The 15,358-nt window shown below is 35.1% G+C and carries 16 protein-coding genes; all 16 read right to left on the minus strand.

Annotated elements, in window-relative coordinates; translation table 11 throughout:
• Positions 1-6: 6 nt before the first annotated feature.
• Positions 7-1,347, minus strand: coding sequence for a lipopolysaccharide assembly protein LapB (locus CXF59_RS12420; RefSeq protein WP_101138070.1), 1,341 nt, complete (start codon positions 1,345-1,347; stop codon positions 7-9).
• Positions 1,348-1,423: 76 nt separating this feature from the next.
• Positions 1,424-2,440 carry a sugar phosphate nucleotidyltransferase gene (locus CXF59_RS12425; RefSeq protein WP_101138071.1) on the minus strand — a complete coding sequence of 339 codons (1,017 nt, stop codon included), beginning with the start codon at positions 2,438-2,440 and terminating at the stop codon, positions 1,424-1,426.
• 117 nt (positions 2,441-2,557) lie between these two features.
• Entirely contained in the window at positions 2,558-2,992 is a 435-nt protein-coding gene (dut, locus tag CXF59_RS12430) for a dUTP diphosphatase (RefSeq protein WP_101138072.1), read from the minus strand.
• A 143-nt stretch (positions 2,993-3,135) separates the two neighbouring features.
• The gene (locus CXF59_RS12435) at positions 3,136-4,593 is read right to left on the minus strand and encodes a lipopolysaccharide biosynthesis protein (RefSeq protein ID WP_101138073.1); all 1,458 of its coding nucleotides are present in this window, start codon (positions 4,591-4,593) and stop codon (positions 3,136-3,138) included.
• A 38-nt stretch (positions 4,594-4,631) separates the two neighbouring features.
• Positions 4,632-5,129: a hypothetical protein gene (locus tag CXF59_RS12440; protein ID WP_101138074.1), complete on the minus strand. Its 498-nt coding sequence runs from the start codon at positions 5,127-5,129 to the stop codon at positions 4,632-4,634.
• A gap of 11 nt (positions 5,130-5,140) precedes the next feature.
• Entirely contained in the window at positions 5,141-5,584 is a 444-nt protein-coding gene (locus tag CXF59_RS12445) for a GNAT family N-acetyltransferase (RefSeq protein WP_101138075.1), read from the minus strand.
• Positions 5,585-5,672: 88 nt separating this feature from the next.
• Positions 5,673-6,533, minus strand: a complete 861-nt coding sequence (gene atpG, locus CXF59_RS12450; protein WP_101138076.1) for an ATP synthase F1 subunit gamma — start codon at positions 6,531-6,533, stop codon at positions 5,673-5,675.
• A gap of 71 nt (positions 6,534-6,604) precedes the next feature.
• Positions 6,605-8,182, minus strand: a complete 1,578-nt coding sequence (atpA, locus tag CXF59_RS12455; RefSeq protein ID WP_101138077.1) for a F0F1 ATP synthase subunit alpha — start codon at positions 8,180-8,182, stop codon at positions 6,605-6,607.
• A gap of 38 nt (positions 8,183-8,220) precedes the next feature.
• Complete coding sequence (gene atpH, locus CXF59_RS12460; protein ID WP_101138078.1) at positions 8,221-8,754, minus strand: ATP synthase F1 subunit delta; 534 nt, start codon at positions 8,752-8,754, stop codon at positions 8,221-8,223.
• 4 nt (positions 8,755-8,758) lie between these two features.
• A complete protein-coding gene (locus CXF59_RS12465) occupies positions 8,759-9,259 on the minus strand; it encodes a F0F1 ATP synthase subunit B (RefSeq protein ID WP_101138079.1) in 501 nt (166 codons plus the stop codon).
• Positions 9,260-9,345: 86 nt separating this feature from the next.
• A complete protein-coding gene (gene atpE, locus CXF59_RS12470) occupies positions 9,346-9,537 on the minus strand; it encodes an ATP synthase F0 subunit C (RefSeq protein WP_101138080.1) in 192 nt (63 codons plus the stop codon).
• Between the two features lie 34 nt (positions 9,538-9,571).
• Positions 9,572-10,723, minus strand: coding sequence for a F0F1 ATP synthase subunit A (gene atpB, locus CXF59_RS12475; protein ID WP_101138548.1), 1,152 nt, complete (start codon positions 10,721-10,723; stop codon positions 9,572-9,574).
• Positions 10,724-11,301: 578 nt separating this feature from the next.
• The gene (locus tag CXF59_RS12485) at positions 11,302-11,526 is read right to left on the minus strand and encodes an AtpZ/AtpI family protein (protein ID WP_101138082.1); all 225 of its coding nucleotides are present in this window, start codon (positions 11,524-11,526) and stop codon (positions 11,302-11,304) included.
• On the minus strand, positions 11,495-11,902 hold the full coding sequence (locus CXF59_RS12490; protein WP_101138083.1) for a polymer-forming cytoskeletal protein: 408 nt from the start codon (positions 11,900-11,902) through the stop codon (positions 11,495-11,497). Before CXF59_RS12490 ends, CXF59_RS12485 begins: the two co-directional genes overlap by 32 nt.
• Positions 11,903-11,904: 2 nt before the next feature.
• Positions 11,905-14,538 (minus strand): tetratricopeptide repeat protein, encoded by a 2,634-nt coding sequence (locus CXF59_RS12495; RefSeq protein WP_101138084.1) that lies wholly within the window; start codon positions 14,536-14,538, stop codon positions 11,905-11,907.
• An 87-nt stretch (positions 14,539-14,625) separates the two neighbouring features.
• Positions 14,626-15,321, minus strand: a complete 696-nt coding sequence (locus CXF59_RS12500) for an ABC transporter ATP-binding protein (protein WP_101138085.1) — start codon at positions 15,319-15,321, stop codon at positions 14,626-14,628.
• Positions 15,322-15,358: the final 37 nt, after the last annotated feature.

The following is a 15,358-nucleotide window of genomic DNA, read 5'->3' on the forward strand; positions in this document are numbered from 1 at the left end:
ATTTTATTATTTTAATAATTGGTTGGCTTTGGAAAAATAGAAATCCTTTTTCTTTTCATCTCCTAAACCATGATACGCTTCACCAAGTTGTATGTTGAAGTTTATTTCTAATGCCTTGTCGTCTACCAGATAATCCAGTCCTATTTCCAACATTTCTTTTGCTTTTTTAAATTGAGCCAATTGATTATATGCTAAACCGGAATAATAATAAAACTGTGGCTGTGCCGGAAACACATCCACCATATCCATGGCTTTTTTTGCTGCCTTTTCAAACTCTTTTATCTCGGTATATGCCTGAAGCAAAAGTAAATTCGTTTCAATATCGATCTCCGTATTTTTAGCATTCGCTTTTTCATAATATCCAATAGCTTTATCCCATTGTTTCTTATTTTGATAAAACTTCCCAATTTCTTTGGCCACATTCACTTCCGGATCGCCATCAAAATAACCAACTGCTTTTTCTAAAGCAGGGGCAAACTGCGGATTTGCATTTACATAGATCAAGAATTCATTTAGAATCCGGTGTTTTATTTTAGAATCTATTTTGGCACTAGCCAAAGCGATATTCATTGCATTTATGGCTTTTTCTCCTTCATTATTCTCCAGATGGTACTTGAACAAACTGACTTGCGCCCATTCGGATGTGGGTATTGCTGTTTCCAATTTTCGTGCCGTTTCCAACACTTTATCGGTTTCATTGTTTTTAGAATACAGATAAATCAGCGAAATATAGTTCGATTCCTCTTTAGGGTACTTTTTGATTTGGTCAATTAAATTGGTGATTTCTGCATTCTGATATTTTCCCTGCGATAAAATCTGCATTTTGTAGGATTCCCTTCGTTCTGACTTTCCGGACGATTCATTGAGTTCATTGATGAGCTCCAATGCTTTGTCAAATTGACTGGTGCTCATGTAAAGCGAAGTCAGATCTTCTTTAAATTTAGCGTCAAACGGGATTAGTTTGCCAATCGTTTTTATGGCGTTGACATAGTCTTTTGTTTCATAATCGACGTCATACATTCCTACCCAAAACCATTTGTTTGTAGAATCAATTTGTGTCGCATGCTCAAAAGAACTATAGGCCTTTTTATACTCTTTTAAGGCCAAGTAATTTTTCCCCAATTCAAAATGAACGGTGGCATTCTCGGGTTCGATTTTTAAACATTGCTCCAAAGCCACAATCGCTTTATCGTAGTTTTCGATTGCTTTTTGCTTTAAGGACTCATAAAAATAATCGCTGAATTTATCACTATTTAACTTTATGTCTTCCGGTTCCGTTTGTGCCAATAGCAATGCTGAATTGCTTAGCAAAACAAGAAGTAGAATATATAAAGCCGATTTTTTCATTGACTCTTTTTTTAAACGCAACAGCTTATGTAAAGCTGTTGCGAAATAGCTTTTTATGCGTTTCGGAGAAAATTCGTTATTCTAATACCGAATAATCTCCAATACTTATGCTAGTAAAATCACCGTCAAAACGAACATGATTTCCGATCATGGCATTGTCCAACTTTGCATTGCTGATGTGTGCGTGTGTCTGAATCAAACTGTTTTTAATGACACTACCGGTAACATGACATCCTTTTCCCAAAGAAACATTTGGTCCTACAGTCGCGTTAATTAAAAACACATCCTCTCCAATATAACAAGGTGGAATAATTGTTGAATTGTCTATTCTGACATTTATCGCCACTAAGGCTGCGTCTTCTTTCTGTAAAAAGCCCAGCATTCTGGAATTCGTTTCTACAGTTACATTTTTATTACCGCAGTCCATCCACTCGTCTACATTACCCGTTTTAAAGACTTTTCCTTTTGCCATCATTGCTTTAATCCCATCATTAATTTGGTACTCTCCACCATTTTGAATGTTGTTGTCTAAAACATTTTGCAGCTCCTCCTTTAAGTCACGTACCTCTTTAAAGTAATAGATTCCAATAACGGCTAAATCGCTGACAAAGTCTTGTGGTTTTTCAACCAGTTCAACAATTTCATTAGCATCATTTAGCTTTACTACACCATAGGCTTCCGGCTGATCTACTTGTTTAACCCAAATAACAGCATCTGCTTCAGGATCAAGGTCAAAATCAGCTCTGATAAGCGTATCTGCATAAGCAATTACAGCTGGCCCAGAAAGCGATTCTTTGGCACACATAATGGCATGACCTGTTCCTAAAGGCTCCAGCTGGCGGTAAATAGATGCTTTCGCACCGAAGCTTTCTGCCAATTCTTTTAGACTTTTCACAAGATCATCTCCGAAAAAAGCGGGATCTCCTAATATGAAAGCGATTTCGTCAATAGGCTCATTTAATATTTTGGCTATATCTTCAACTAAGCGGTGTACAATTGGCTTTCCTGCAATAGGAATCAATGGTTTTGGAATGGTTAAGGTATGAGGGCGAAGGCGAGAACCGCGTCCGGCCATTGGTACTATTATTTTCATTTTTTATTGTTTTAATAACGAAGCTTTCGCAAAGTTCACAAAGTTTATTTATTTCTTTATTCTGTTATTTTTACAGTTGTACAATTGATTCTACAAACTGAATACGGAGTCTTAAAACTACTTCACTCCTGTACTTCCGAATCCGCCTTCTCCACGTGATGTTTCAGATAATTCCTGAACTTCAATCCAGTCAGCGCGTTCGTGTTTAGCAATAATCAGTTGTGCGATACGTTCTCCGTTTTGGATCACAAACGTTTCATTGGATAAATTTACTAAAATCACACCAATTTCACCACGATAATCTGCATCAACTGTTCCGGGGCTGTTCAACACCGTTATTCCATTTTTAAAAGCCAGTCCGCTTCTTGGTCGTACTTGCGCTTCAAAACCTATCGGTAATTCGATAAAAAGACCCGTTTTAACTACTGTTCTCCCTAAAGGTTGTAAACTTATAGGTTCAGTAAGGTTTGCCCTTAAATCCATTCCCGCAGAAGCTATGGTCTCATAGTTAGGCAAAGCATGTTGTGATTTATTGATAATGTTTATTTTCATGTTTTTTATTTTAATTCAGTGACAGGTCTTGACTTGTTCTACTGATGTTTTTATTTATAGCCCTGATAGTAGCGGCATCCTTTTCTTGACTTTTTAGGAAAGAAAAGATATAGCGAATAGCAGGAAATAGCTCCTAACTATTTCTACCCTTTTATAATTTTCATCAGCGTTACTTTTTCATTGTGATAGATAAAATATAGGAACACGATTAATAAACCGATTCCAACATAATAATTCTCTCTGAAACCATAAAACGATACGGCTGAAAAAAGTATCGATAGCGAGAGATAGCCCCCAATTTTTTTTAAATCATAAGGAATGGGATAATATTTGTTTCCCAAATAATAGGAAATAGTCATCATGCTTCCATAAGCAGCAATTGTCGCTATGGCTGAACCATAATAACTCATTGTAGGAATCAGTAGAAAATTAAGTGCTAAAGTAATGATGGCACCCACTATCGAAATATAAGCTCCGATGTACGTCTTGTCAATCAATTTATACCAAACAGAAAGATTAGTATAAATTCCCAAAAAGAAATTAGCTAAAATAATTAACGGTACTACTTTCATCGCTTCCCAATATGAACTGTCTGGAATCATCAGCAGTTTAAAAAGATCAGCAAAAACGATTACCGACAATAATATAAATGATCCGAAAATAACAAAGTATTTGGTTACCATCGCGTAAGTTTGCGGGGCATTTTTATCATCAGAATGGCTGAAAAAGAATGGTTCAATTCCTAGGGTATACGCCGTTCTGTATAAAACCATGAACAAACCAAGCTTATAACAAGCGGAATAGACTCCTACTTCAGCTTCCGCAATGTTAGCCGGCAGCAATTTTGACAAAAGAATTTTATCGAATTGTTCGTTGATGGCAAAGGCAATTCCCGCCACCATTATAGGCGTTCCATATCGCATCATTCGTTTCCACAAATCAGTATCTATCTTCCAGCTCAAGTATACATAGTTAGGAAACAAGGCAACAAAGGTCAGTAAACTCGCAATAATATTAGCTAAGAATATATACCCTATTTGAAAGTTATCCACGTAGACAGAACTCAAAAAACCATGGGGATTTGCTTCTATAAACATGGGGATATAAAGTAAAAAAACAACACTCAGAATCAGGTTAACCAACACACTTCCAATCTTTATTGCCGCGTACGCCATCGGTTTCTGATTCACCCTTAGTTTTGAAAATGGAATGATGACCAAGGCATCTAAAGCCAGAATCCAAATCGTATAAGTTATGTATTGGGAATCGATTCCCGACCAATCGGATAAACTACTACGGAACAAGAGAGCGAGGACTAAAAATAAAATAGTTGTCCAAAAGATTGAAACCATCGACGTCTCCTCTACTACTTTTTTATTGGATTCCTTATTAAAAAACCTAAAAAAGGACGTTTCCATTCCGTAGGCTAGAACAACATTAAAGAATATCATGTAAGCAAAAATAACAGACACTTTACCGTACTCTGCTTTTGGAAGCAAATCAGTATAAAGCCGAACAAAGAAAAAACTGAACATTCTCGGCAATACTGTGGCGAGTCCGTAGATCGCAGTCTGTTTAAAAAGTTTTTTATATAATCCCAAAATGGTACTTCTTATTAATATTTAGAGGACAAAAATAACTAATTCTTTGGTTTAATCTCTGATCGATTAGCAATCATTGGTCTTTCTTTTATTGCCTCGATGGTATAAAAAAAAGTTTCGTTCTTTTTTCTATATTCTAATACCGCCTCGGTGGGTTGTAAATCGAATTTTGGTTTGGCAATAACAGGCGCTTTGTTACCATACTCTTTTAAGGAATCGCTGTCTAAAATTAAATCTTGCTTTGTTGGAACATCATAAAAACGAGCCACAAAAACCCTATCATTCTCTTCTTCAAGTACAGCTACCTGATTTCGAAAATAGACTTTATTCAACGTAATTCCTTTCTTAAGCGGTTTCTCGAACTCGATATAAAAATCATTACCGGTTCCAACTTGACCTCCTCCTGTGTTTATTTTTTGAAAGTACGCCGCCGCTATTTTTTGTGGAAAATCCATTTGACTATTCTGTTTAGACGCACAAAAAGATAGACTTCCTGTCATCAAAATTAAGACCACTATTTTTTTAATATAACCCATTGCAAAATGATTTAAGATAATCCCTCTTCATTGATGATTTTAACGAAATGAAAACCTTTAGGGCCGTAACCTTGATTATAATAAAACCGATGGGCAGTAAAGTTTCCAGTAAAAGCATCTAAAACAATCATACTACAACCTTCTTCTTTTGCCTTTATATCAATGTAATCTGTCAACATTTTACCAAGTCCCTTAGAACGATGTTCTGGATGAACGATAAAATTATCAATCTCAATGTATTTACCCGACCATAATTTTGTTCCTCTCCAATACCCCGTTACGGCAACACATATCTCATTTTCAAACACTGCAAGTTGTTTGTAATTATGCGGAACCATTTCATTAAGATACGATTCATACTTTTCCAATGAAAAGCTTGGATACAGAAACCGCATCATTTCAATATTCTTTAGCATTTCGGCTACGGTGGTGAGTTCTTTCAGATACAATTGCATAGGTATTACCGTTGTTAATTTACAGTCTAAAATTAATAAAAAAAAGCCTCGCAACTGCGAGGCTTTTATAATAAGATAAACAAAATTTTTATCCGTTCAATGCTTCTGCTCCACCAACAATCTCAAGGATCTCATTAGTAATCGAAGCCTGACGTGCTTTATTGTATGTCAATTTCAATTCATTTCTCAACTCAGTCGCATTATCCGTTGCCTTGTGCATAGCAGTCATACGAGCACCATGCTCTGAAGCAAATGAATCTCTGATTGCTTTGTACAATTGTGTCTTCAATGATTTTGGAATCAAAGTCAAGACAATCTCTTCTTTAGACGGTTCGAAAATATAATCGCCAACTGAAGGTGTTAAATCTGCTTTTATTGGTGCCAACGGTAAAAACTGCTCGATTTGAACGATTTGAGTTGCGGCATTCTTAAATTGATTGTAGATCAATTCAATTTTATCATAATCTCCAGAAATAAATTTCTCCGTTAAAGCATCTGCTATCGCAGCTACATTATCAAAAGTTAGATCATCATAAACGGCACTTTGATTGTCAATTATGGTACTAGTTTTAACTAAAACATCATTTCCTTTTTTACCTATTGCAAAAATATCCACTTGTTTTTCAGCATAAAATCCAGAACGACTTTTAGATGCTTTAATTACATTCGAATTAAATGCACCACATAAACCTCTATTTGAAGTAATAGCGACAACTAATACTTTTTTTACTTCACGTTGTGTAGTAAACTCTCCACCTGCATCACCTTCCAGTGTCGCAGAAAGATTTTGTAATAATTGCGTTAATTTTTCGGCATAAGGACGCATGGCTGTAATTGCATCTTGTGCTTTCTTTAGCTTTGCTGCAGAAACCATTTTCATCGCTGATGTGATTTGCATCGTAGATGAAACGGAAGTAATTCTATTACGGATTTCCTTTAAATTTGCCATTTTAATTTATAGTAAAGAGCGAGTCGTGAAAGGTGAATAGTACAACTACTCACTTTTCACTTTTCACTATATTAGTTATATTTTGCTGAAATTTCTTTTGCTACAGTTTGGATTACATCTGTAATTTCATCTGTAAGTTTCCCTGCTTTCAAAGCATCTAGAGTTGCTCTGTGTTTGTTGTTAAGGAATTCTAAGAAATCTTTCTCAAATTCTTTTACTTTATTCACAGGAACATTTCTCAAAAGATTTTTGGAACCAGCATAGATAATCGCAACTTGATCTTCTACTGTGTAAGGATCATTCAAACCTTGTTTCAAGATCTCAACGTTTCTTCTACCTTTTTCAATTACGTTTAAAGTAACTGCATCTAAGTCAGAACCAAATTTAGCAAACGCTTCCAATTCACGGAATTGTGCTTGATCTAGTTTCAAAGTACCTGCTACTTTTTTCATTGATTTAATTTGTGCATTTCCTCCAACACGAGATACCGAAATACCTACGTTAATTGCAGGACGCACTCCAGAATTAAACAAATCTCCATCAAGGAAAATTTGACCATCTGTAATCGAAATTACGTTTGTTGGGATATATGCAGAAACGTCACCAGCTTGAGTTTCGATAATAGGAAGTGCAGTTAATGAACCTCCACCTTTTACGATTGGTTTCAATGAATCTGGTAAATCATTCATGTTTTTAGCAATTCCATCATCAGCAATTACTTTACAAGCACGCTCTAGTAAACGACTGTGTAAGTAAAATACATCTCCCGGGTATGCTTCACGTCCCGGTGGTCTTCTCAATAAAAGAGAAACCTCACGGTAAGCAACAGCTTGTTTAGATAAATCATCATAAACAATTAAAGCTGGACGGCCTGAATCTCTGAAATATTCTCCAATTGCTGCACCTGCGAAAGGAGCATAAACTTGCATCGGAGCTGGATCAGAAGCATTAGCTGCAACGATAATGGTATAAGCCATTGCCCCTTTCTCTTCTAACATTTTTGCAATTCCTGCTACAGTTGACGCTTTTTGTCCAATTGCAACATATATACAAAACACAGGTTTTCCTGCATCGTAAAATTCTTTTTGATTTAAAATAGTGTCAATACAAACAGTTGATTTACCTGTTTGACGGTCACCAATAACCAATTCACGTTGTCCACGACCAACTGGTATCATAGCATCTACTGCTTTTATCCCTGTTTGTAATGGTTCCGTTACCGGTTGACGGAAGATAACTCCAGGAGCTTTTCTTTCCAAAGGCATTTCGTATAAATCTCCACCAATTGGTCCTTTTCCATCAATAGGAAAACCAAGAGTGTTAACTACACGACCTACCATTTGCTCTCCCACTTTAAGAGAGGCAATACGTTGTGTTCTTTTAGCTATAGAACCTTCTTTAATTCCAACTGATGGGCCTAAAAGTACCACACCAACATTGTCTTCTTCAAGATTCAATACAATAGCTTCTAAACCATTGTCAAATTCTACTAACTCACCGTATTGAACATTAGAAAGCCCGTAAACACGAGCAATACCATCTCCAACTTGAAGTACGGTTCCTACTTCCTCTAGCGTAGCGCCAGATTCAAAACCTTCTACTTGCTTTCTTAATATTGCTGAAATTTCAGCAGGTTTGATTTCCGCCATCTTAATTTATAATTTAGACACTTAAATGTGCAATAAAACTAGTTACTTAATTCTCTTTTTAATACTTGTAATCTATTGGCTACTGACGCATTGTATTGCTTGTCGCCTATTCTCAAAACAAAACCTCCAATAATTGCAGGATCTACATGATTTTCTATTGTAATTTTCTTATCTGATAACGACGTGATTTTAGCTAATACCTTAGCTTCTAGCACTGCATCCATAGCAATGGCCGTAGTAACTTGAGCTACCTCCACGCCATTCATAATATCAAATAATTTACTGTATTCTACTGCAACAGTCTCCAAGATTTCAAATCTCTTGTTTACAAATAACAAATGAAATAAACTTTTTGTTACGCCATTAGCATTTGCAAAAATTTCTAGTAAGGCATTCTCCTTAACTTCTACTCTTAAAGTGGGGTTTTGAATAAAAGTGCTTAATTCTACATTTCCACCTATAGTTGACGCGATAAGGTTCATATCATCACTAACTGCTAGAGCTATTCCTTTAGATTCTGCGATCTCTAGAATTGCTTTTGCATAACGAATTGCTGCTCTTGTACTTGCCATAATATTAGTTTAGCTTTACGTCACCTAACATCTTCTCAACTAACTTAGTTTGAGCTTCTTTATTAGATAATTCGTCTTTCAATAATTTTTCTGCGATACTCAACGACAAAGTAGAAACTTGTAGTTTCAACTCAGCCATAGCTGCATTTTTTTCACTTTCAATTGCTGCCTTTGCTTGTTCGATCATTTTCAAACCTTGAGCCTGCGCTTCATCCTTAGAATCAGCAATCATTTTTTCCTTAATTTCACGTGCATCTTTTAGCATGTTGTCACGCTCCATTCTTGCTTCTTGTAAAATACGTTGATTGTCAGCCTGAAGATTTTGCATTTCTTTTCTTGCATTTTCTGCAGAAAGTAATGCATTTTTGATTCCTTCTTCTCTGTCATTTACTGCATCTAGAATAGGTTTCCAAGCAAATTTTTTCAATAAGAAAATTAATCCAACAAAGATCAATACTTGCCAAACAAACAAACCAAACTCAAACTGATGTATTAACTTTTCCATGTTATGTATCTATAATAATATTTAATTTAATAATAAAAACAATAGTTACAACCAACCGTTGTAACTATTGTTTTTTTGAATTTTAATTAAGCAGCAAATAATGCAGCGAAACCAATTCCTTCAATTAATGCAGCTGCGATAAGCATAGCCGTTTGAATTTTTCCTGAAGCTTCTGGCTGGCGAGCAATAGCGTCCATTGCTGAACCACCAATTCTACCAATACCTAAAGCTGCTCCGATTACGATCAATCCAGCTCCTACAAAATTTAAACCTTCCATAATATATATAATTAAAAATTAAACACTCAATTTATTAATGTGCCTCCTCGTGGTGAGGCTCTTCTACTGCAGCTCCAAAATAAAGCGCTGATAACAATGTAAAAATATAAGCCTGTAAGAATGCAACCAATATCTCTAAGATAGAAAGCGCAAATGACAATCCAAATGAGAGCGTGCTTCCCAACCAGCTCTTGAAAATAAACATTAAACCGATGATACTCATCAAGACTATGTGCCCAGCAAAAATGTTTGCATATAGACGAATCATTAATGAAAATGGCTTAATGAAAACCCCTAATAATTCAATTGGTGCCAATACGATACGCATCAATTTTGGCACTCCTGGCATCCAGAAAATATGACCCCAATAGTTTTTATTAGCAGTAAGATTTGTAATTAAAAAGGTCATGACGGCTAATGCAAACGTGATGGTTAAATTACCTGTAACATTAATTCCAAAAGGCATCAACCCAAAAATATTTAGGAATAACACAAAGAAGAAAATAGTTAATAAATAACTCATGTATTTCTTATAATGCTTTTCTCCTATGTTTGGAATAGCTATTTCGTCACGGATAAACAATACTACGGGTTCAAAGATTCTTCCTCCACCAGTAGCAATCCCACCGTTTTTAGAATAAGACCTTGCTAAACTAGCAAATAACAAAATCATTAAAAAAGAAGCGATTAAGATAGATAAAACCGTCTTAGTGATTGAAAAATCAATCGGACGACCATTCGTTGGATAACCATCTTCTCCCTCTGTTAATGTTCCAGAAGCATCTGTCTTATATATTTTCCCATCGTGATGGTTTATTAAATAGAAATTACCATTAGATTCTGCGACTGCTTCTCCATGATTAAATCTAGAAGATGAAAAGAAGTGTATCCCGTTATCCCACAAAATCACCGGTAAAGAAAAACCATAATGCTCCTCTTCTACTTCGTCTGAAAGAAAAGTAAAATCATGAGAATCTAAAACGTGATGACCAATGAACGCTTTAATTTCAGATTTAACATCCGTAGGTTCAGCGTGAGCTCCTTCCTGGCTTTTTTCAGTTGTTTCGTGTGCAACTTCAGTATGAACTTGTACAGAATCCACCTGAGGATTTGCAAAACTCATTAAAGGAAGACATGCTACTAAAGTCGCTATTATAAATCTAAGTGGTCTATTTGAAATCACCATAACTGTTAAATATCTTAATTTTTTACGTTTCTGAAATTTGGTGCAAATGTACATTTTTTATTATTATTCAAAAGAGTATAAAAACTTATTTTTTCAATTCTCTGATGTATTTACTGATTTATTGTTTTTCTTTCAATATTCGTATCGTTAAAACAGTCTCTATTAACAAAAAAAGAATGAACATCCCAAAAAAATTAACTTTCTCAATTGTATTGTTGTACGTCACGATGTGCAAGATAGGTTTTAATATCAAATAACAAAAGACCATTTTGATACTTGTTCCTAAAAGAAAAGACATCCCCACATTATCAAAACTTTTTTCTTTAACTTTTAATAGGACTATGAAAATTAGAGTGGACATACCAAAAAATAATAGATAGAGTACTTCAATTGAATACTGAAAAGACGCAGCACTAATTTTAAATAAATAGAAACTAAATTTGTGTAATAAGTACGCTAAACCAGAAAATAATGCTAGGCTAATAAGAGGTTTTTGATTTTTAAAATTCATGCTTTATTTATTTGCTCACCAAGACATAAAGAACGGAGGCTTTTTTATTTTAATAATTAAAAATTTCTTAAGATTTGTTGATTTCGTTCACTTGCCGAATCACATTATATAACGCCAAAGCAACACCAACCATGACTAAAATTTTATTGTAATATATTTTGGGATTAGGGTAGTTTTCATCTAGCCAGTTTCCTCCATAAGCAAACAAAAAAATGATAACCCCCATTTGAATGGGTATATTAATTAAGGCAATCCATTTGTTAGATGGTTTTTTGTTGGGTTTCTTTTCCATCCGTTATCAAGAAGTTTTCTTCATTAATTTTCATTATACAGGACGCACTAAAATCAGCCCCAGGTTCTACGGATAGTTTCCCTACCGTGACTTCACCCTTGATCACCGCTTGAGCTTTTACGTTAAGTATTTCAGCAACTTGAATAGTTCCTTCAAATTTACCTTCGATATCTGCATTTTTACATTTAATATCCCCAGTTATAGTTCCAGCCGGACCAATCACTAATTTCCCAGTAGAGAAAAAGTTTCCAATCAATTCTCCGTCAAGTCTAAAATCAGCTTGGGATACAATATCTCCTTTTATAATTGTTCCTTCTACAATTCTATTTGTTTTTCCTAAAAGCTCCGTATAGGGCTTTGCTTTTCTATTAAACATTTTTACTCTTTTTTTAATCCTAAATAAATATCAAGATTTTTTTTAATTTGGACCACTTTATAATTTTCATTGGTAAGGATAATAGCAGATGTCGCTATTTTAAAATCCTTGTTTTCTTTTAGAATTGTACTAATGTTTTTAGCATATAATTCCGAATTTATACCGTGAATCGTTATGAAACTTTCCGTATCGCTATACCCATCTATGGAATACTTTAAATCCTGAAAGGTAGCACCAGTCATGAATTTTTTAATCTTTTCTTCCATTGCTTTTGTACCTTTTTCGTCTGATACCGGTACTTTGTAAAGCACTTTCCAGTTTTTAGTGTCCGTAGTAGTGAAATCTAGTTTTTCTAAAAAAGGAATTTGCTCCTTCAAAATTTGCTGCGCTTTTTTACCCTCTTCACTATTTGGATAATTATCCGCCACAAACTGCAATGCGTTTTTATAGGCTATTAGTCCTTTAAGTTTACCAATTGTACTCGCTTTCAGTAGCTCGAATTTAGAAACGATTTCATCCCCTGAGAACTGATTGATCAACCCGTCAGATTGTTCTAAAACGGCCGCAAACTGTTCCTCTTCATATTGTCTGTATAATGTATCATAAGCTCCTTCCGGGGTATCTTTCAATACGGCTCCCTCAGGATTTGTGTTGTTTATTATTTGAGCATAGCGGGAATTTGGAAATTGGGAATTAATCCTGCCTTTCATTGCTTCTGCTTTGCCGCTGTTTGTGATTTGGTATATCTTGTATAAATTATACATTGCAGGAAGAATCAATTTTTCTTCCGGATTATTTTCCAATAATTGCTCCAGCTTGTTCGCTGCTAATTCGTATTCTTTGAACTTTTCCTTGTAAATTACCCCAAGTTGATAATAGGCTTTATTGCGTTCTTTTCCGATACTGTCAATTACCTCTTGCGAAGTGGGGAGTTGTTTTAAATAAAAATCAGCAGTATATTCTTCGACTACAGTATTCTCTTCCTCTTTCAATTTATCTTCCTGCTGCGCTACATCAGTATCCAAAGTTTCTTTTGAAACCGAATTGGTCTTACCTACTGCTAATAGCCTCCAATTACCTCCTAATATTCGATTTCCCCATGTTCTTTTGAATTCCAATTTCCCAAAAGAAACAGTCGTAGGATTATAAAAATAGAAAACACTTGCCGATGCATTTGAAGCAGTCATAGAAGGGGGAGCAAACGGCGAATTGCGCATTGGGTTTCCTAAGTTTTGACCAGAAACGGCAGGGTCATTAGCTCCTGTCTTACTGTTTCTATCTATATTCTCTTGCTTTTCTTTAAGTTTCTCTTCTACAATCCTTTTGGCTTCATCCTTCTTTTTTAAGGTGTCAATATAGTTTTCGAAATAGCTGACTCTGCCTCCTTCTGACATGGAAACAACGTGTAAAATACTGTCATTTCTTGAAGCGATTGCTTCATACAGAATTACTTCGTCTAAATCTTTTCTGATCTTTTCAATGTGAATGAATTCTCTGGTTTTAAGGTCAAGATTCACTAATGTACTGTCGTAATATTTTGCCGCAACCGGGTATGCTGCATTTCTAAAATACATGTTCCCCATATTTCTGTAGTTCGAAGCTATTAAATACTGGTCAGCAGATGCTTTTTTTAGAGAAATATTATAAAAGTCCAACGCTTTTTTCTGATTGTCCTGTTTGTCGTAGAAAACACCCATTTGATAGTTTAAAACATCTAGGAACGGCCTGTTTTCTCTGTCGGCAATTAGTTTTCTGTAGGTTTTCAGAAAGGAGGTAGTATCCCCGTTTTGATAGTCAAACAACTGCGCTTTTCTAGCCTGTGCTTGAATAACATATTTTCTATCCGATTTTCTGTTCATGTTTATTACCGATTCATAGCTATAAATCGCGCTGTCTTTCTTATCTAACTCTTCGTAAAGTTGACCGAGTATAAATCGATATCTTGCTTTTTCTCTATTTTGTTTAGTGAATTTTTCGGCTACTTTTAATCTGATCAGAGCGGAGTCTTTTTCTTCCAGATTCAAGTATGCTTCAGATAAAAGGGCATTGACATTGGCAACGACCTGCTTTTTAAGTTTTTGCTCCTTCAAAAGAGTCGTCATGTTATTTACAACCAAAGCATCATTACCCAAGCGCATATTGGTTTTTCCTCGCCAAATCTTAGCTTCATAAATCTTGCTGCTGTTTGGGTATTTATATAATATATAATTGAATGCGTCTAATGCGGGAATAAACCTTTGATCGTAGTATCTGGCTTTACCCAAAAGCAAATACGCTTCATCTATTTGAAAGTTTCTTTCTCTTCCATCGATATTCATAGAATGCTTCTGAATCGCCTTGGTTGCCTTAGTTTCGGCTAATTCAAAATCAGAATTTTTTGCTTTTTCTTCTGACGTAACTTCATCCGTGACTTGCATCCTCTCTATAGGCAAACGTTTCCAGAAATTGTCTTTGCTATTGGCTTCTATCCCTACAACCCCTTTATCTAAACCAATTTCACCATTGTATAAAATATTATATCTAGTGTGTAAAGCATGGGAATTCCTGGACAAGAAACTGCTGTTTTTAGTAGAACAGGCTACCAAAAAAAACAACAATCCTAACGGAATTGAGTATTTAAATGAGTTGATTTTCAATGATAAACGTTTTTAACATTAAACTTTTAAAAATGTCTTTTAGTATAATGACTGGTAAAAATACGTTTCTTTTTGAAATATAGAGATTTAAACGGCGAAAAACGTTTCTAACTCCTTTAGAGTCTCTTCAGAAGTATGGATGTCTTTCACAAGCTCACCTTTGTTTAAAGCCACAATCCTATTACAAACATCCACAGTATGTTGCAAATCATGACTGGAAACCAGGATTGTTATATCAGGGTTTTCTGAAAGTTCTTTTATTACTTTTTTTAATCGGTTTACGGTTGAGGGATCTAAATTAGCAAAGGGCTCGTCCAGAATGATCACTTCCGGATTTCCTATAAGGGTGGCGATTATACCCACTTTCTTTTGATTTCCTTTCGACAAATCACGTAGATACTTTTTGTTTTTGAGGATTTCCCCATTGAAAAACTCTTCGTGTTTGGCCAGTAAAGCATCAACGTCAGCTTTGTTTTGTCCGCGCAAATCACCTATAAAATAAAAATATTCCTCAGGAGTAAGATAGCCTATCAAAAAACTTTCGTCTAAAAAAGAAGCCGTGAATGGCTTCCAAGCTTCACTCACGTTTACCTGAACGTCATTATTAATGATACTTCCAGTTGAAGGTTGAATCAAGTCCAATAACAGACTAAAAAACGTAGTTTTTCCTGCGCCGTTATTCCCAACAAGGCCCAAGCTTTCTCCTTTTTTTATTTCTAGGTTATCTATTTTTAATACGGTTGTTCCGTTATATGTTTTCGAAAGGTTACTTACTTGTATCATTTTTGAAAAATTTATTCAGTTAATTATTGATTTCGTT

This window comes from Flavobacterium sp. ALD4, assembly GCF_002836475.1.
Lineage (GTDB): Bacteria > Bacteroidota > Bacteroidia > Flavobacteriales > Flavobacteriaceae > Flavobacterium.

Bases quoted from the DNA above. Each gene is read 5' to 3' on its own strand.
- CXF59_RS12500 (WP_101138085.1), bottom strand. From the start codon at position 15,321: ATGATACAAGTAAGTAACCTTTCGAAAACATATAACGGAACAACCGTA.
- CXF59_RS12425 (WP_101138071.1), bottom strand. From the start codon at position 2,440: ATGAAAATAATAGTACCAATGGCCGGACGCGGTTCTCGCCTTCGCCCT.
- atpB (WP_101138548.1), bottom strand. From the start codon at position 10,723: ATGGTGATTTCAAATAGACCACTTAGATTTATAATAGCGACTTTAGTA.
- CXF59_RS12485 (WP_101138082.1), bottom strand. From the start codon at position 11,526: ATGGAAAAGAAACCCAACAAAAAACCATCTAACAAATGGATTGCCTTA.
- CXF59_RS12465 (WP_101138079.1), bottom strand. From the start codon at position 9,259: ATGGAAAAGTTAATACATCAGTTTGAGTTTGGTTTGTTTGTTTGGCAA.
- atpE (WP_101138080.1), bottom strand. From the start codon at position 9,537: ATGGAAGGTTTAAATTTTGTAGGAGCTGGATTGATCGTAATCGGAGCA.
- atpA (WP_101138077.1), bottom strand. From the start codon at position 8,182: ATGGCGGAAATCAAACCTGCTGAAATTTCAGCAATATTAAGAAAGCAA.
- CXF59_RS12420 (WP_101138070.1), bottom strand. From the start codon at position 1,347: ATGAAAAAATCGGCTTTATATATTCTACTTCTTGTTTTGCTAAGCAAT.
- atpG (WP_101138076.1), bottom strand. From the start codon at position 6,533: ATGGCAAATTTAAAGGAAATCCGTAATAGAATTACTTCCGTTTCATCT.
- CXF59_RS12490 (WP_101138083.1), bottom strand. From the start codon at position 11,902: ATGTTTAATAGAAAAGCAAAGCCCTATACGGAGCTTTTAGGAAAAACA.
- atpH (WP_101138078.1), bottom strand. From the start codon at position 8,754: ATGGCAAGTACAAGAGCAGCAATTCGTTATGCAAAAGCAATTCTAGAG.
- CXF59_RS12440 (WP_101138074.1), bottom strand. From the start codon at position 5,129: ATGGGTTATATTAAAAAAATAGTGGTCTTAATTTTGATGACAGGAAGT.
- CXF59_RS12445 (WP_101138075.1), bottom strand. From the start codon at position 5,584: ATGCAATTGTATCTGAAAGAACTCACCACCGTAGCCGAAATGCTAAAG.
- dut (WP_101138072.1), bottom strand. From the start codon at position 2,992: ATGAAAATAAACATTATCAATAAATCACAACATGCTTTGCCTAACTAT.